The sequence below is a fragment of the Rathayibacter sp. VKM Ac-2805 genome, from assembly GCF_009834265.1.
Taxonomy (GTDB): domain Bacteria; phylum Actinomycetota; class Actinomycetes; order Actinomycetales; family Microbacteriaceae; genus Rathayibacter.
In genome coordinates, this window is record NZ_CP047185.1 from 1,872,205 (window position 1) to 1,888,265 (window position 16,061).

Consider the following 16,061-nt stretch of genomic DNA (forward strand, 5'->3'; position numbering starts at 1 on the left):
CTACTGTCGTGACGTGGCTCAGATACCTTTCGGCAAGGCTCAGAACGGCAAGGACGCACGGCGAGCGGGTCGCGGACGCGCACCCCAGGAGGCGTCGGCGCCTCCCGAGACGGCCGCTCCGGCGCCCGCCGCCGCCCCCGAGGCGACTCCTGCTCCCCCCGCGGCCGACAGTGCTCCGGCCGCCCCGGTGACCGCGGACGCACCCCACGCGTCGCCGGCGACCGCGACGACCGGGAGCGGCTACCGCGTCCGGGCCGAGCGCCTGCCGATCATCGACCCGCAGCCGCGGCTCGAGGACGACCGCTGGCCCGCGAAGGCGTTCGTCGGCGAGGTCGTTCCCTTCGCTGCCACGGCCTTCCGCGAGGGGCACGACCTCATCGGCGTCGACCTGCTGCTGCGCTCGCCGTCCGGGGCCGAGTCGGAGCACCGCATGTCGCTCCTCGCGACCGGCACCGACCGCTACGGCCGTCTCGTGGCCCTCGACGAGGAGGGCGACTGGAGCTACCGCATCCGCGCCTACGCCGACGACTGGGCGACCTGGCTCCACACGGCCGAGGTCAAGATCCCGGCCGGCCTGGACATCGACGTCACCTTCGCCATCGGCGAGGGCCTGCTGCGCAGCGGCGCCGACGACTCCGCGCGGCCCGAGGGCGAGCGCAGCCTGCTCTCCGACACCGCCGCCCGCGTCGGTGACACCACGTTGAGCGCCGAGGAGCGCCTCGCTGCGGCGACCGATCCCGCCGTCCACGGCGCGCTCGACGCCCGCCCGGTGATGAGCCTCACCAGCGTCTCGGAGCCGCGCACCGTCCACGCCGAGCGCACCCGCGCCGGCGTCGGCGCCTGGTACGAGTTCTTCCCCCGCTCCGAGGGCGCCGTGCGCCACGAGGACGGGACCGTGACCAGCGGATCCTTCCGCACCGCGATCGACCGCCTCCCCGCTGTGGCGGCGATGGGCTTCGACGTGCTCTACCTGCCGCCGATCCACCCCATCGGCCGCTCCTTCCGCAAGGGCCCGAACAACACGCTCGACGCCGGCGAGCACGACCCCGGCTCGCCGTGGGCGATCGGCTCGGCCGAAGGCGGGCACGACGCGATCCACCCGGACCTCGGCACCGAGGACGACTTCCGCGCCTTCCACGCCGCGGTCGAGGCCGCGGGCCTCGAGCTCGCCCTCGACTTCGCCCTGCAGGCCTCGCCCGACCATCCCTGGGTCACCAGCCACCCCGAGTGGTTCACGACGCTCCCCGACGGCTCGATCGCCTACGCCGAGAACCCGCCGAAGAAGTACCAGGACATCTACCCGATCAACTTCGACAACGACCCCGAGGGCATCCGTCAGGAGTCGCTGCGGGTCCTCCGGCACTGGATCGACCTGGGCGTGCGGATCTTCCGCGTCGACAATCCCCACACGAAGCCGCTCGACTTCTGGGAGTGGATCATCCACGAGGTCAACGCCGAGCACCCCGAGGTCGTCTTCCTCGCGGAGGCGTTCACCCGCCCCGCGATCATGCGCGCGCTCGGCAAGGTCGGCTTCCAGCAGTCGTACTCGTACTTCACCTGGCGCAACACCAAGGCGGAGCTCGGCGAGTTCTTCACGAGCATCTCCCATGAGACGGCCGACTACATGCGGCCGAACCTCTTCGTGAACACTCCGGACATCCTCACCGAGTACCTCCAGTACGGCGGCCGCTCGGCGTACAAGGTGCGGGCGGCCCTGGCCGCGACCGCGTCGCCGCTGTGGGGGGTCTACGCCGGCTACGAACTGGTCGAGAACGTCGCTCGCCCGGGCGCCGAGGAGAACATCGACAACGAGAAGTACGAGTACAAGACGCGCGACTGGGCCGGCGCCGAGGAGTCGGGCCGCTCGCTGGCGCCGTACATCACGCGCCTCAACGAGATCCGGCGCTCGCACCCCGCGCTCGGGCAGCTGCGGAACCTGCACGTGCACGGCAGCGACGACGACGCGATCCTCGTCTACTCCAAGCACCTGCAGGCCGCGTTCACGGGCACCGGGACCGACGACACGATCATCGTCGTCGTCAACACCGACCCGCACTCGGCCCGCGAGACCACGGTCCACCTCGACCTGCCCGCGATCGGGCTCGACTGGAGCGCGACCTTCGAGGTCGAGGACCTGATCACCGGCGCCGTCTGGACCTGGGGCAGCGACGACTACGTGCGGCTCGACTCGTTCGTCGAGCCCGTGCACATCCTGAGCGTGAAGGCGGACGAGCGATGAGCGGAACCACCCCCGAGGGCACGAGCCCGGCCGAGGAGGCGGGCCTCGGCGCGCACGCCGAGGCGGTCCCCACGACGGGCACCAGCTCGGCGACCACCTCCGGCCACGGCGCGCACGTCGCCGACGCGGCACCCGACGCACGACAGCACCCCGGAGCGGACGGCGAGAACGCGCGCAGCTACGCGGTCGAGACGGTCCCGGAGGCGCCTCAGCCGGTCGCGGCCGACGACGCCGTGACCGTCGAGCCCGACGCCGACGACGCGGAGTCCGCTCCGGTCGGCAGCGGGGCCGAGGGCGACCTGCCCGACGACACGGACGCCGCCGATTCCGTCGCAGCGGACAGCGCCGCTCCCGTCGAGACGAGCGCCGGCCCCGCCGAGACGACCGCGGACCCCGCGACCGCTTCGGGCCCCGTCGACGGCACCGCGGCGATCGCGCTGCCCGACATCCCGGAGTGGGTGCTGCAGCAGCTCGCCACCGGCAGCAACGCGCTCCCCCACGACGTCCTGGGCCAGCACCTCGTCGCGGCCCCCGGCGTCTCCGACCCGGTGACGGTCGTCCGCGTGCGCCGCCCGCTCGCCGAGAAGGTCGCCGTGGTGCTCGCCACCGGCGCCCGCGTCGAGCTCAGCCACCTCAGCGACGGGATCTGGCAGGGCTTCCACGTCCTCGGTCCGCAGGCGTACACCGTCGAGGCCCGCTACGGCGGCGGCGGCGAGTGGACCGCGGAGGACCCCTACCGCTTCTCGAAGACGGTCGGTGACTTCGACCTCTACCTCATCGGCGAGGGCCGCCACGAGCGCCTCTGGGAGGCGCTCGGCGCCCGTCACCGCGAGCACGAGGGGGTCTGGGGCACGAGCTTCGCCGTCTGGGCCCCGCACGCCCAGGCCGCTCGGGTCGTCGGCGACTTCAACGACTGGAACGGCGAGGGCCACTCCCTCCGCAACCTCGGGACGACCGGGGTCTGGGAGATCTTCGTCCCGGGCGTCGAGCCCGGAGCCTCCTACAAGTTCGACCTGCTCTCGCGTGACGGCCACTGGGTCCGCAAGGCCGACCCGATGGCCCGCGCCACGGAGGTGCCGCCCGCGACGGCGTCCAAGGTCCCCGTCTCGCACCACCAGTGGGGCGACTCCGGCTGGATGGAGAAGCGAGCCTCGGTCGATCCGCACACGCAGCCGCTCAGCGTCTACGAGATGCACCTCGGCTCCTGGCGTCCGGGACTGGGCTACCGCGACCTCGCGGACCCGCTGATCGAGTACGTCACCGAGCTCGGCTTCACGCACGTGGAGTTCATGCCGCTCGCCGAGCACCCGTTCGGCGGCTCCTGGGGCTACCAGGTCACCGGCTACTACGCCGCCTCGAGCCGCTTCGGCACGGCCGACGACCTCAAGTACCTGATCGACCGTCTGCACCAGGCCGGCATCGGCGTCATCGTCGACTGGGTGCCCGGGCACTTCCCGAAGGACGACTTCGCCCTCGCCCGCTTCGACGGCGAGCCGCTCTACGAGCACCCGGACTGGCGCCGCGGCGAGCAGATGGACTGGGGCACCTACGTCTTCGACTTCGGGCACACCCAGGTGCGCAACTTCCTCGTCGCGAACGCCCTGTTCTGGCTCGAGGAGTTCCACGTCGACGCCCTGCGGGTGGACGCCGTCGCCTCGATGCTCTACCTCGACTACTCCCGCAAGGAGGGCGAGTGGCTGCCGAACCAGTACGGCGGACGCGAGCACCTCGAGGCGATCAGCTTCCTCCAGGAGGTCAACGCCACGGCCTACAAGCTGCACCCCGGCATCATGATGATCGCTGAGGAGTCGACGAGCTGGCCCGGCGTCACCCAGCCCACCAGCTCCGGCGGCCTCGGCTTCGGGCTCAAGTGGAACATGGGCTGGATGCACGACTCGCTCGACTACATGGCGAACGATCCGCTGTGGCGCCAGTACCACCTGGGCGAGATCACCTTCTCGTTCGTCTACGCCTTCAGCGAGAAGTTCGTCCTGCCGATCAGCCACGACGAGGTCGTGCACGGCAAGGGCTCGCTGATCCAGAAGATGCCGGGCGACCACTGGCAGCAGCTCGCGAACGTGCGCGCCTACCTCGCCTTCATGTGGGCCCACCCCGGCAAGCAGCTGCTCTTCATGGGCCAGGAGTTCGGCCAGTACTCCGAGTGGAGCGAGGAGCGGGGTCTGGACTGGTGGATCCTCGATCAGCCGAGCCACCGCGGTCTCTGGAGCCTCGTCGGTCAGCTGAACCGCGTGTACCGCGACTCGCCGTCGCTCTGGGAGCTCGACCACGAGCAGTCGGGCTTCGAGTGGATCGACGGCGGCGCGGCGGCGGCCAACGTCGTCTCGTTCCTGCGCAAGGACAGCGAGGGTCGCCCGATCGCCGTCATCGCCAACTTCTCGGGCTCGCCCGTGCACGGCTACCGCGTGAGCCTGCCCACGGCCGGCCGCTGGGAGGAGCTCGTCAACACGGACGCCGAGATCTACGGCGGCAGCGGAGTCGGGAACTTCGGAGCGGTCGAGGCTCGCGAGGAGCCGTGGGCCGGCCGCCCGGCTTCCGCCGAGCTGGTCCTGCCCCCGCTGGCCGTGCTCTACCTGCGACCCGCCGACTGATCGGTCCCCGCACGGAAGAGGCCGCCCGCCGCGACGATCGTCGCGAGCGGGCGGCCTCTCGGCGTTCCGGCCGGCGTCAGTAGAGCAGGCCGGTGAGCCGGGCCCGAGCCTTGTTGACGCGCGGGTCGGTCTGACCGACGATCTCGAAGAGCTCCAGGAGGCGCGCGCGGACGGCGGCCTTCCCCTCGGCGTCGAGGCGCGGGAACATCGAGAGCAGCCGGTCGAAGGCGTCCTCGACGTGGCCGCCCGAGACGTCCAGGTCGGCGACGGCGAGCTGCGCGTCGAGGTTCGACGGCTCGGCCGCGGCGGTCGAGCGGATGTCGTCGAGCGTGCGGCCCTGGAGGCGGGCCAGCAGCCGCACCTGGGCGAGACCGGCGACGGCGAGGTCGTCGCGCGGGTTCTGCGCGATGGCGGTCTCGTACTCGGTGATCGCCGCGGCGTAGTCGCCCCGGTCGATCGCGTCGTAGGCCTCCTGGTGGTGCGGCGGCAGCGGCTCCGGCTCGGGCTCCGCGCCCTCGGCGGGAGCGGGTCCCTCCACCGGCACCGTGCCCGTCACACCGTTCTGAGCCGCGAGCTGGAGGACCTGCTCGAGCAGGTCGCGCAGCTGCTCCTCGGCGACGAGGCCGCTGAACAGGGGCACCGGGCGGCCGCCGATGATCGCGGCGACCGTCGGCACGGACTGCACCTGGAACGCCTGCGCCAGCTGCGGGCTCGACTCCACATCGACCCCGACGAGCACGAACGCGCCGGCGTACGAGACGACGACCTTCTCGAGCAGCGCGGTCATGCTCTGGCTCTGGTCCGACCAGGAGCCGCGCAGGTCGACGATCACCGGCACGCGCGACGAGAGCTGGACCACCTGGTCGAACTCGGCGTCGCCGGCGGTCAGCAGCAGCGGATTCGCGCCGGGCGCGCCTCCGGGAGCGGCGGGCGCGGCCGGGGCGCCTGCGGAGGCGGCGGGCGGGGTGCGGCGGTTCACCAGCGACGAGAGGTCGACGGCGCCGCGGAGGTTTCCGGGCAGGGGCGGGACGGTGCTCACGGCAGCTGCACCACCGAGACGAGTCCCTGGCTCCATCCGAGCATCACGATCTTCTCCTCCGATCCGACGGGCGGTACGTAGAACAGCAGTTGGTATCCGTAGGTGGTCTCGATGCCGGTCGTCGACTTGTCCGTGCCCAGCAGGGTCTGCGAGGCGCCGGAGGTCGAGACGGTCGAGCCTTCGGCAGTGGGGCGGACGGTCGACGTCTCGGCGATGCTCGCCGCGACGAGGGCCCCCGAGTCGTTCGTCGCGAGCGCGATCGTCGGCGACGTGCCGGCGGCGTTCGAGAACTCGATCGAGGCGGTGTCCGGGAGCGCCTCGCGGTCGGCGTTCTTCTTGTCGACGCCGACCTGCCCCCGGAGGGTGTCGCCGTCGGCCGCGAAGAGCTCGGCGTACTGGCTCGAGTCGCCGTTGGCGAGCACGTCCGCGTACGCGGAGCCGACCGACTGCGGGGCGAGCTTCATCAGGCGCGAGTCGGGCGCCACGATCGACGTGCCGACGGTGACGGGCGCGACGTCGGGGATGCGTGCGTTGGCCTCGAGCGAGATGGCGTAGTCGACCTTGTAGTCGACGCGCGGACTCGCCTGGCTCATCATCAGCGCGATCGGGGCCTGGGTGGAGTCCGTCGAGTTCTGCACGACGGCGGTCACCAGGCGCGGCCACGACTCCGTGTCCTGCGGGAGCACCAGGCTCACCGGGGAGGCCGGGATCGTCTGCGGCGGGTCGATGGTCCCGCCCTTGGCGACGACGTCGTAGTTCGTGGTGCGCTCGGTGAGCGCCTCGCCCTGGAAGCGCTCGGCGAGGATCCCGGCGTCCCGGGCGGTGTCGGCGCGCGACGCGACATCGGCGACCTCGGCGACGACGGCCTCCGCCTGCTGCGTGGTGACCACGGGGGTCGGCTCGGCCGAGACCGGCTCTGCCCCCGCGGTCGCCGTGGCGGACGCGGTCGGCGCCTCGCTCGCGCCCGCGGCGAGATCCGGCCAGTAGTCGGAGCTGCAGCCGGAGAGGAGGACCGTCGTCCCGAGGACGACGGGCAGCACCAGGGCGGCCCGGCGGCGCGAGGGCGCCGGCGACGCCGTGGAGGCCTGGATCCCGGCACGCGGCCGGGGGCGGCGGGCACCGCGGGGGATCCGACCCTGCGGTCCCTTCCGGCGCGGGCCGTGCTGGCGGCGCAGGTGGACGAAGGCCCAGATGTAGAGGACGAGGCCGAGGAGGAGGAACACGGCTCCTCCGAGCAGCAGCGGGCCGGCGAGGGGCGTCGCGGTGTCCACGGGCCAGCTGACGCGCACGGAGTCGGCTGCCGGCGCGGTGCCGTCGCTCGCGATGAGGATGGAGACGTCCTCCGGCACGTCGAGCGCCAGGGTCACGCTGCCGCTCCCCTCGAACTCCTCGAGCCAGAGGTCGGAGCCGCGAGGATCGACGACCGCCGCGTCGGCGGTCTCGACGTCGGAGGAGAGCTGGACGCGCTCCCCCGTCTCCTCCGCGGAGGTGAGGGTGTCGTCGGCGCGCTCGTAGCCGATGGCGTCGTAGCTCGAGCCGCCCACCCAGCCCAGCACGTCGGAGGTCGGTGCGTAGGCGACGACGAGATCGCCGCTGCCCTCGACCGTGATCGTCTGGCGGCCCGGGTTGGCGCCCAGGGTGCTGCCGTCGATGACCGCGTAGGGAGCGGAGGAGTCGAGCGCGGTCTCGGCGGTGAGGGACTCCGGAGGAGCCCAGACCGTCCGCTGACCGATGCCGAGCACGATCATCGCGGCAGCGATGACGGTGGCGATGATGGCGAAGACGAACCGCACGAAAGTACTCCTCCTGCGTTGCCGGATCGGGGTGACGGCCGGGGCCGGCTCGGGGTACGCAGCCGGACCGGGGCGCGACGGCAACAGACAAAGACAGTCCACGATAGCCGATGCCCTCGCTCCGATGCCCGGGAGAAGCCGAGAGTGCGGCCCGGGCGGCGCGCGGTGCGGGTGTCGCCCCGGCCGCGGCCTCCGCGCTGAATACACTTTCCGAGTGCCGCGAGCCCCACCGCGGTCCTGCTCTGAAGGAGACGACGTGGCGAACGACGAGGCCGAATTCACCCAGGTGTTCCGTGGCTACGACCGGGACGAGGTCGACAAGGCCGTCCAGGGCCTGCGCCGCGAGCTCATCCACTCGAACACCCAGGCGGCCGAGAGCGGCCGCGAGGTGAAGCGCCTGTCCTCCCGGATCGAGGGCCTCGAGAAGGAGCTGCAGCAGGTCGGCACTCCCACCTACGCCGGCCTGGGCGCCAAGCTCGAGCACACCCTGCGCGTGGCCGAGGAGCAGTCCGAGCGGATCATCGCCCAGGCCGAGAACGACGCCTCCGCCCTCCGCCGATCCACCCGCGACGACGGCGACCGCATCCTCCAGGAGGCGCGCGACGAGGCCGAGCGCCTGGTGACCGAGGCGCGCCGCCGTGCGGACCGGACCCGCGACGAGTCCGAGGCGCAGGCCGCGGCGACGCTCGGCAAGGCCGCCGACGACCGCGACGTGATGACCCAGGACGCCGTCCGCGAGGCCGCCGCGATCCGCGGCACCGTGGCGACCGAGGCCGCCGAGACCCGCGCCACCGCGAAGCGCGAGGCCGCCGCGATCCGCTCCGAGGCCGAGCGCGAGGCCGCGGAGATGCGCGCCGTCGCCGCCCGCGAGATCGAGGTCGCCCGCGCCGAGGCCGCCCGCCTCGCCCAGGCCAACGAGCTCCTGCGGGCCGAGGTCGCCTCCGAGGTCGACCGGCTCCGGGCGGCCGTCGAGGCCGAGGTCGACCAGGCGCGCGCGGCGGTCGAGGCCGAGGTGCTCTCGACCCGCGCCGCGCTCGACGCCGAGGTCGCCGCCGCCCGCGCCGAGGGCGCCCTCGAGATCGCCGACCAGCGCACCCGGCTCACCCAGGAGCGCGCCGAGGCCGTCGCCGTGCTCGACGCCGAGCTGGCGGGCCTGCGCGCCGCGTCCGCCGACGAGGCCGCTGCGCTCTCGCGCGAGGTCGAGCAGGCCCGGATCGACCTGGTGGTCGAGCTCGCCGCGCGCCGCGAGGAGGCCGACCGCGACGACCTGCTCCGCCACCAGGAGGCCGTCGCGCAGACCCAGCGCTACCTCGACGAGTCGAACCTGCAGCTCGCCGACGCCATCCGACGCGCGAACGACAAGCGCCTCGAGGCGGACGCCCTCCGCAGCGACGCCCTCGACGACACGACCCGACTGCGCCGGAAGGCCCAGGACGACTCCGACGCCCTCCTCGACGACGCGCGCGACCAGGCGCAGAAGCTCGTCGCGGACGCGGAGCGCCGCAGCCGCGAGCTGATGGACACCGCCGAGCGGCGCCTCGACGAGATCCGCACCGAGCGCGACGCGATCGCCGGCTACGTGTCCGGACTGCGCGGGCTCATCGGCCACATCGACGGACTCGCGGACGACAGCGACGGCGACGACTCCGACTCCGACGGCAGCGGCTCCGACGGCGGCTCGTCCAGCCGCTAGGCGGCCGCCGCGCGGGTCGGCTCAGCCGAGCTCGCCCGCCCACTCCGTCGGCAGCGGGGACGAGGCGGGCGCGACCACGCGCACGATCTCGTCGAGGACCCGGCGGGTCTGCGCCTCGCCGACCCAGAGGTGCTTCCCGCCCTCCACGGCCACGAGGTCCAGCTGCGGCACGCTCGCGAAGCGCTCGGCGGCCGCCTCCGGCCGCAGGTAGTCGTCGAACTCCGGGACGAGCGCCACGAGCGGTCGGCCGTCCTCGCCCCAGGCGGCGACCTCCTCCGCGCTCGTGCGGTGCAGCGGCGGCGAGAGCAGGATCGCTCCCTCGACGGGGTGCTCCCTCCCCCACTTCAGCGCGAGCTCGGTGCCGAAGGACCAGCCGACCAGCCAGGGGTGCGGCAGTCCGCGGTCCGCGACGAGGGCCAGGGCTGCGGCGACGTCGGCGCGCTCCTCGGTGCCGTGTCCGAACGCGCCCTCGCTCGTGCCGCGCGGCGACGCGGTGCCGCGGGTGTTGAAGCGGAGGACCGCCAGGTCGGCGAGCGCGGGCAGGCGGGCGGCGGCCTTCCGCAGGATGTGCGAGTCCATGAAGCCGCCGTGGGTGGGCAGCGGATGCAGGGTGACCAGGGTCGCGACCGGCTCGCGCTCCAGGGGCAGCGCGAGCTCCCCGACAAGGGTCAGCCCGTCGGCCGTGTGCAGCTCGATGTCCTCGCGACGGGCGGGGAGGACGACGCCTCCGCGGATCTCGTGGGTCATCGTGCTCCTCGGATTCTCCAGCAGTGCGTGTGCCAGTGGCGGCGGCCGGCCAGATCGGCCGCGTCGCCGAGCGCGCCGTCGGCCCGCCAGGTGACCAGGTGCGGCTGGCCGATGTCGATGGTGAGCCCGCAGCCCGGGCAGAGGTAGTTCTTCACGGCCCGCGCTGCGGAGACGGGCTGGACGTTCCACTCCCGACCGGCGTGGGACTCGGTGCGCCGGAAGCCGGCGAGCATCTGCGAGAGGTCGCGCTGCTCGTCGTCGTCGTCACGGCGGCCGCCCCGGGGTCTGTTGCTGCGCGGCATCCCCCCAGTCTAGGAGGCCGCCGCCGTGCCCCTTCCGTCAGTGGGAGCTGTCGTCCATCTCGAGCCGGGTCTCCTCGGCGTCGAGCATCAGCTGCGCCCGCCGCAGCGTCCGCGAGGAGTAGACCCCGCGCCCCCGGGCGTCCAGCAGTGCCTCCCGCTCGGCGAGCAGGACCGCTCGGCGCAGCCGCAGGTACTGCGCGTGCGGGCCGAGGGGCGCATCCTCCGCGCGGCCGACCTGTTCCCACGCCACCTGCGAGCGGGTCAGAGTGTCGCGGCGCACGCGCTCGAGGACGCGCTCGCCCGCCTCGCCGTCGGGCAGCTCCGCCACCGCCTCGGGCAGGGCCTGGATGCCCGTGGCCGCGACCTCGTCGAGCAGCGTCGCGAGCTCGCGGCGGTCGGCCTCTCCGTCGGTGCCCTGGATGCCGGTGAGCCGGATCAGCGCGGGGAGCGTCGCACCCTGCAGGAGCAGCGTCACGACGGCGACGGTGAAGGCGATCAAGATCAGCTGGGAGCGGTAGGGAGTCTCGTCCGGCAGCGACTGGGCCGCGGCGAGCGTGACCACGCCGCGCATCCCGGACCAGGACAGGACGACTCCTCCGCGCCAGCCGAACGCCTCGCTCGTGGTCGCGGCCAGATCGGTCTCGCGCCGGAGGTAGAGCCGCTCCGCTCTCACCTGCCGCCGCCGGAAGCGCTCGTCGCTGGTGGCGCTGTTGCGCAGTCGCATCAGGCCCACCGCCAGCCGCCGGTTGATCCGCTCCGCCCGCCGACCGGAGCTGCGCAGCCACAGGAGCAGCGGCCACACGAAGAGGGCCCGCAGCACGATCAGGATGACCACGGTGGCCAGACCCAGCAGCACCGCGGTGCCCACTCCGAACTCGCCCGAGTCCACGACCCCGGAGACGATCGCCTTGATCTCGGCACCCATGAGCAGGAAGACGCCGTTCTCGAGCAGGAACTGCGCCGTCCGCCAGTTCACCCGCTCGCTGATCCGCGACTGCGGCGAGAGGAAGCGCGCGCTGTTGTGCCCCGTGTAGATCCCGGTGACCACGACGGCGAGCACCCCGGACGCGCCCAGCTCCTCGGCCGGGATGTAGGCCAGGAACGGCACGGCGAAGGACACGGCGGTGTCGAGCACCGGGTCCCGCAGCTTCGAGCGCACGAAGACGGTGAGCACGCCCATCACCAGTCCGAGGACGATCGCCATCAGGACGGAGTAGACGAAGAGGACCCCCACCTCGCCCACGTCGATCGCGTCGGTCGTGACGGAGGCGCCGACCACGGCCGCCGCAGCCGTCGCGGCGCGCAGCAGCACCAGCGCCGACGCGTCGTTCACGAGGCTCTCGCCCTCGAGCACCGTCACCAGGCGGGGCGGGAGTCCGAGCTTCTTGCCGATCGAGGTCGCTGCCACCGCGTCGGTCGGGCTCACGACGGCGCCCAGAGCGATCGCTGCGGGCAGGCTCAGATCGGGGAACACGAGGTAGAGGAAGCCGCCGACCACGAGGGCGGTCACAACGACCAGCAGCACCGAGAGCCCGAAGATCGAGCGCAGGTTCCGCCGGAAGTCGGTGAGGGGCACCTGGATCGCGGCCGAGTACAGCAGCGGCGGCAGCACGCCCGCGAGGATCAGCTCAGGCTCGACCTCGATGTCCGGGACCCCGGGGAGGTAGGACGCGCCGATCCCGATGACGACCAGGAGCAGCGGTGCGGCGATCCCGAGGCGGCTCGAGAACCGCGCGACGGTGACGACCGTGATGATCCCGACGACCCCGAGCAGCGCGTAATCCACGGCACCAGGGTAGCGAGAGCCTCAGCCCGCCGGACGCGGTGCCGAGCGGAGGGGAGCGATCAGTACCAGCCGACCGATTCGGAGTGGGCCCAGGCACCGCAGGGCGAGCCGTAGCGGCCGGAGATGTAGCCGAGGCCCCAGGTGATCTGGGTGCTCGCGTTGGTCGCCCAGTCGGAGCCGGCCGACGCCATCTTGCTGCCGGGGAGTGCCTGCGGGATGCCGTAGGCACCGCTGGACTTGTTCTCGGCGTAGACGTTCCAGCCGGACTCGCGGTTCCAGAGCAGGACGAGGCAGTCGTACTCGCTGTCGGCCCAGCCACGCTGCACGATCATGTCGTACGCGATCGCCTTCGCGGATCCGGGATCCGGAGCGGCGGCGCGCTGGACGGGAGCGGCGGTCTCCGCCTCGGCGGAGCCCGACTCCTCCTCGTCGACGGTCGCGGAAGCGGTCTGAGTCTCGGTCGGAGTGGGCGTCGGGGTCGGAGTGGGCGTCGGCTTCGCCTCGGCGCCGAACGAGTCGCGCTGGACGGTCCGCTCGACGGCGTCCGCGACGACGAGCCGCTGCGCGGAGTCGCCGTTGAAGCGCGCCGGGGCCTGGTAGTAGGGGGAGGCGACCGCGCCGCTGGACGGATCGACGACGTTCACCATGGCGAACGCGATCGACGCCGTGAAGGCCAGCACCGTCACCGGGATCCGAGCCCAGGAGCGCCGCACCGGGGTCTGGTGCGGGACCGCCGGGCGACCGCTGGTGCGGTTCGCGGGCGTGTGGGCGACGGAGGTCTGAGGATGCTGAGCCACGATTACGAAAGCATAACGGACGATGACCTGATCGGCCAGCAGATCCGGCTCCGGTCAGCGGACCGCCAGCATCACGTCGACGACCGTGTCGAGCAGCAGGTCGACCTGCGCCTCGGCGTACCCGCCGCGCTGCGGGGCGAAGGAGACGGTCCGCACGTCGTCCACGGTCAGCACCGATCCGTCGCGGAAGTACCCGGAGATCCGGTCGGCGAAGGCGTCGACCTGGCGGATGTTGTAGCCCGTCGTGAGAGCGCCGGCCCGGGTGAACCGCTCGCGGGGAGCGCGGGCCAGCCGGTTCACGATCTCCTGGGCGGTCGACCGCGCGTCCGCGAGCCACGCCTCCTCGCCCCGGGCCGCGATCGCGTACTGGCGCTCCCGCAGGGCGAAGGCGTCCTCGAGGCGCTCGAGCGCCGCATCGACGTGGGGCGCGGAGTAGCCGCCCTTGCGCAGGGTGAACGCGGTGTGGCGCAGGTCGGCGGCGCGGAGGTCCGCCGGTCCCCCGGAGAGCTGCGAGTAGGCCTCGCGCGCCGACGCGAGGAAGGAGTCGACCTCGGCCGTGTCGTAGCCGGGACGGGACTCGCGGGCTCGGGGGAAGGGAGCGGTCATCCCGACATCATGCCAAGCCGCGCGCCGGGAGCGGAATCGGCACGCCCCGGTGAGGCGTGCGCTCAGTGGGCGAAGAGGAAGTACAGCACGTAGGCCGCTGCGGCCGACGGCAGGATCGAGTCCAGCCGGTCAAGGACTCCCCCGTGGCCGGGCAGCCAGGAGCTCATGTCCTTGATGCCGATGTCGCGCTTGATCAGCGACTCGGCGAGGTCGCCGAGCGTCGCGGTGAGGAGCACCACGGCCCCGAACACCGCGCCGACCCACCAGGGCTGGCCGAGCATCAGCAGGGCGAGCAGGACGCCGACGACGATCCCCGCGACGGCCGCACCGGCGAACCCCTCCCAGGTCTTCTTCGGGCTGATCCGCGGTGCCATCGGGTGCTTGCCCCAGGTGAGTCCGCTCACGTAGGCGCCGGTGTCGACGACGATCACGAGCACCAGGAACGCGAACGCCCAGAGCTGGCCGCCGGGCTCGGCGACGAGACGGATCGCGAAGGCACCGAGGAAGGTCGTGTAGCCCTGGACGAACGCGCCGAGGCCGATGTCGAGGGCGAGGTCCCTCCGGCTGGAGGCGGTGCGCCGGAGGAGCTGCTCCCCCAGCCGCCAGAGGCCGACGAGGACGGATCCGCCGAGGACCGTGGCCCACGCGGCGCCGAGGCCGCCGTAGTAGGCGGCCGGCACTGCGACGACCGCCACGATCCCGGTCGGGATGCGCGGGATGTCCCGACCGGCGTGGCGCAGAGCGTTCGAGAGCTCCAGCGCCGCGAGCAGCACCACCACCCCCGCGAGCACCATGAAGAGCTCCTTGACCAGGAGGAGGCTGACGACCATCGCGCCGCCGCCGAGGAGTCCGATCGCGGTCGCCGACACGAGGTTCCGGCCGGAGCGCGCGGTCAGACGGTCGTTCGTCGCCTCGAGCTGGGCGCGGGTCGCCTCGAGCTGGCGCTCGACGTCGGCCCGGCCCTGCTGGGCGCGCGCACGCAGCGCGTCGCGGGTGACCATCCGGGATCCCCGGGCACCCGGGACGTGCGGAGACGGTCTCTTCTCGCCGCCCTCGGGTCCTTCGGGGATCTCGGGCACCGCTACACCTCGAGCAGTTCGGATTCCTTGCGCTTGAGCGCCTCGTCGATCGCGTCGACGTGCTGCTTCGTGAGCGCCTCGAGCTCCTTCTCGCCGCGGGCGAGCTCGTCGTCGCCGATGTCGCCCTTCAGCGCGTCGAGGTCGTCCTTGCCCTTGCGGCGGATGTTGCGCACCGCGATCTTGGCGTCCTCGGCCTTGGTGCGGACGATCTTGACGAACTCCTTGCGGCGCTCGGCGGTGAGCTCCGGCAGGGTCACGCGGATGATCGTGCCGTCGTTGGTCGGGTTCGCGCCGAGGTTCGGCATGTCCCGGATGGCCTGCTCGATGTCGCGCAGCGAGCCCTTGTCGTAGGGCGTCAGGACGAGCGTGCGGGCCTCCTGGTTCTGCATCGAGGCGAGCTGCGACAGCGGCGTCGGGGTGCCGTAGTAGCTCACCAGCACCTTCTGGAACATGCCGGGGTTCGCGCGTCCGGTGCGGACCGTGGAGAAGTCCTCCTTGGCGACCTCGACGGCCTTGCCCATCTTGGTCTTCGCATCGGCCAGTACATCCGAGATCACAGGGAGCTCCTTAAGAGAGGGAAGTGGTCAGTCTAGTTCGAGACGAGCGTGCCGAGCTCGGCGCCGCGGATGGCCTTCGCGACGTTGCCCGAGGGCTCCATGCCGAAGACCTGCATCGGCATGCCGTTGTCCATGCAGAGGCTGAACGCGGTGGAGTCGACCACCTTGAGGCCCCGCTGGAGCGCCTCCTGGTAGGTCAGCGCGTCGAGCTTCTTCGCGTCGGGGTTCGTCCGCGGGTCGGCGTCGTACACGCCGTCCACGCCGTTCTTGGCGACGAGGACCACGTCGGCGTGCGTCTCGAGCGCGCGCTGCGCGGCGACCGTGTCGGTCGAGAAGTACGGGAGTCCGGCGCCGGCGCCGAAGATGACGACGCGGCCCTTCTCCATGTGCCGGATCGCCCGGCGGGGGATGTAGGGCTCCGCGACCTGCGTCATCGCGATCGCGGACTGCACGCGCGTCTCGGCGCCCGCCTGCTCGAGGAAGTCCTGGAGGGCGAGGGCGTTCATCACCGTGCCCAGCATGCCCATGTAGTCTGCCCGGCCGCGGTCCATGCCGCGCTGCGAGAGCTCGGCTCCGCGGAAGAAGTTGCCGCCGCCGACGACCACCGAGATCTCCACCTCGGTCGCGGCATCGGCGATCTCGCGCGCCAGGGCGCTGATCACGTCCGGGTTCACGCCGAGCGTGCCGGCTCCGAACGCCTCCCCCGACAGCTTCAGAAGCACCCTGCGGCGCTTGCCCGTCGTCATCGCATCCGTCTCCGTCATGGACGTTTCCTCCCGTAGACCCGTACAAACCTATCCCGCGCGGAGCGGGC

The 16,061-nt window shown here is 72.5% G+C and carries 13 protein-coding genes; 3 read left to right on the top strand and 10 right to left on the bottom strand.

The window, feature by feature from the left end:
• Positions 1-268: 268 nt before the first annotated feature.
• Positions 269-2,239 carry an alpha-1,4-glucan--maltose-1-phosphate maltosyltransferase gene (locus GSU40_RS08695; protein WP_244229663.1) on the top strand — a complete coding sequence of 657 codons (1,971 nt, stop codon included), beginning with the start codon at positions 269-271 and terminating at the stop codon, positions 2,237-2,239.
• Positions 2,236-4,848, top strand: coding sequence for a 1,4-alpha-glucan branching protein GlgB (gene glgB / locus GSU40_RS08700; protein WP_208543306.1), 2,613 nt, complete (start codon positions 2,236-2,238; stop codon positions 4,846-4,848). The genes GSU40_RS08695 and glgB overlap by 4 nt, the downstream gene beginning before the upstream one ends.
• A 76-nt stretch (positions 4,849-4,924) precedes the next feature.
• Here glgB and GSU40_RS08705 read toward each other — a convergent pair whose 3' ends face one another.
• Together GSU40_RS08705 and GSU40_RS08710 are read right to left on the bottom strand one after the other, a co-directional pair.
• Positions 4,925-5,887 carry a tetratricopeptide repeat protein gene (locus GSU40_RS08705; protein WP_160034485.1) on the bottom strand — a complete coding sequence of 321 codons (963 nt, stop codon included), beginning with the start codon at positions 5,885-5,887 and terminating at the stop codon, positions 4,925-4,927.
• A complete protein-coding gene (locus tag GSU40_RS08710; RefSeq protein ID WP_160034487.1) occupies positions 5,884-7,680 on the bottom strand; it encodes a hypothetical protein in 1,797 nt (598 codons plus the stop codon). Before GSU40_RS08710 ends, GSU40_RS08705 begins: the two co-directional genes overlap by 4 nt.
• A 256-nt stretch (positions 7,681-7,936) precedes the next feature.
• Here GSU40_RS08710 and GSU40_RS08715 point away from each other — a divergent pair, with 256 nt between their 5' ends.
• Positions 7,937-9,373 carry a DivIVA domain-containing protein gene (locus GSU40_RS08715; protein ID WP_160034489.1) on the top strand — a complete coding sequence of 479 codons (1,437 nt, stop codon included), beginning with the start codon at positions 7,937-7,939 and terminating at the stop codon, positions 9,371-9,373.
• Between the two features lie 21 nt (positions 9,374-9,394).
• Here the strand turns inward: GSU40_RS08715 and GSU40_RS08720 are convergent, their stop codons facing one another.
• From GSU40_RS08720 to pyrH, 8 genes are all read right to left on the bottom strand, one after another.
• Positions 9,395-10,120 (bottom strand): alpha/beta fold hydrolase, encoded by a 726-nt coding sequence (locus GSU40_RS08720; RefSeq protein ID WP_160034491.1) that lies wholly within the window; start codon positions 10,118-10,120, stop codon positions 9,395-9,397.
• Positions 10,117-10,422 carry a hypothetical protein gene (locus GSU40_RS08725; RefSeq protein ID WP_181027199.1) on the bottom strand — a complete coding sequence of 102 codons (306 nt, stop codon included), beginning with the start codon at positions 10,420-10,422 and terminating at the stop codon, positions 10,117-10,119. Before GSU40_RS08725 ends, GSU40_RS08720 begins: the two co-directional genes overlap by 4 nt.
• A 37-nt stretch (positions 10,423-10,459) precedes the next feature.
• Positions 10,460-12,208, bottom strand: coding sequence for a sodium:proton antiporter (locus GSU40_RS08730; protein WP_160034493.1), 1,749 nt, complete (start codon positions 12,206-12,208; stop codon positions 10,460-10,462).
• Between the two features lie 59 nt (positions 12,209-12,267).
• The gene (locus GSU40_RS08735; RefSeq protein ID WP_244229431.1) at positions 12,268-13,005 is read right to left on the bottom strand and encodes a lytic transglycosylase domain-containing protein; all 738 of its coding nucleotides are present in this window, start codon (positions 13,003-13,005) and stop codon (positions 12,268-12,270) included.
• A gap of 54 nt (positions 13,006-13,059) precedes the next feature.
• Complete coding sequence (locus GSU40_RS08740; protein WP_104226865.1) at positions 13,060-13,611, bottom strand: DivIVA domain-containing protein; 552 nt, start codon at positions 13,609-13,611, stop codon at positions 13,060-13,062.
• Positions 13,612-13,673: 62 nt separating this feature from the next.
• The gene (locus tag GSU40_RS08745; RefSeq protein WP_160034495.1) at positions 13,674-14,612 is read right to left on the bottom strand and encodes a phosphatidate cytidylyltransferase; all 939 of its coding nucleotides are present in this window, start codon (positions 14,610-14,612) and stop codon (positions 13,674-13,676) included.
• A gap of 80 nt (positions 14,613-14,692) precedes the next feature.
• On the bottom strand, positions 14,693-15,247 hold the full coding sequence (gene frr / locus GSU40_RS08750; protein ID WP_104232499.1) for a ribosome recycling factor: 555 nt from the start codon (positions 15,245-15,247) through the stop codon (positions 14,693-14,695).
• A gap of 32 nt (positions 15,248-15,279) precedes the next feature.
• Positions 15,280-16,011: a UMP kinase gene (gene pyrH, locus GSU40_RS08755; RefSeq protein ID WP_104223894.1), complete on the bottom strand. Its 732-nt coding sequence runs from the start codon at positions 16,009-16,011 to the stop codon at positions 15,280-15,282.
• Between the last annotated feature and the right edge of the window lie 50 nt (positions 16,012-16,061).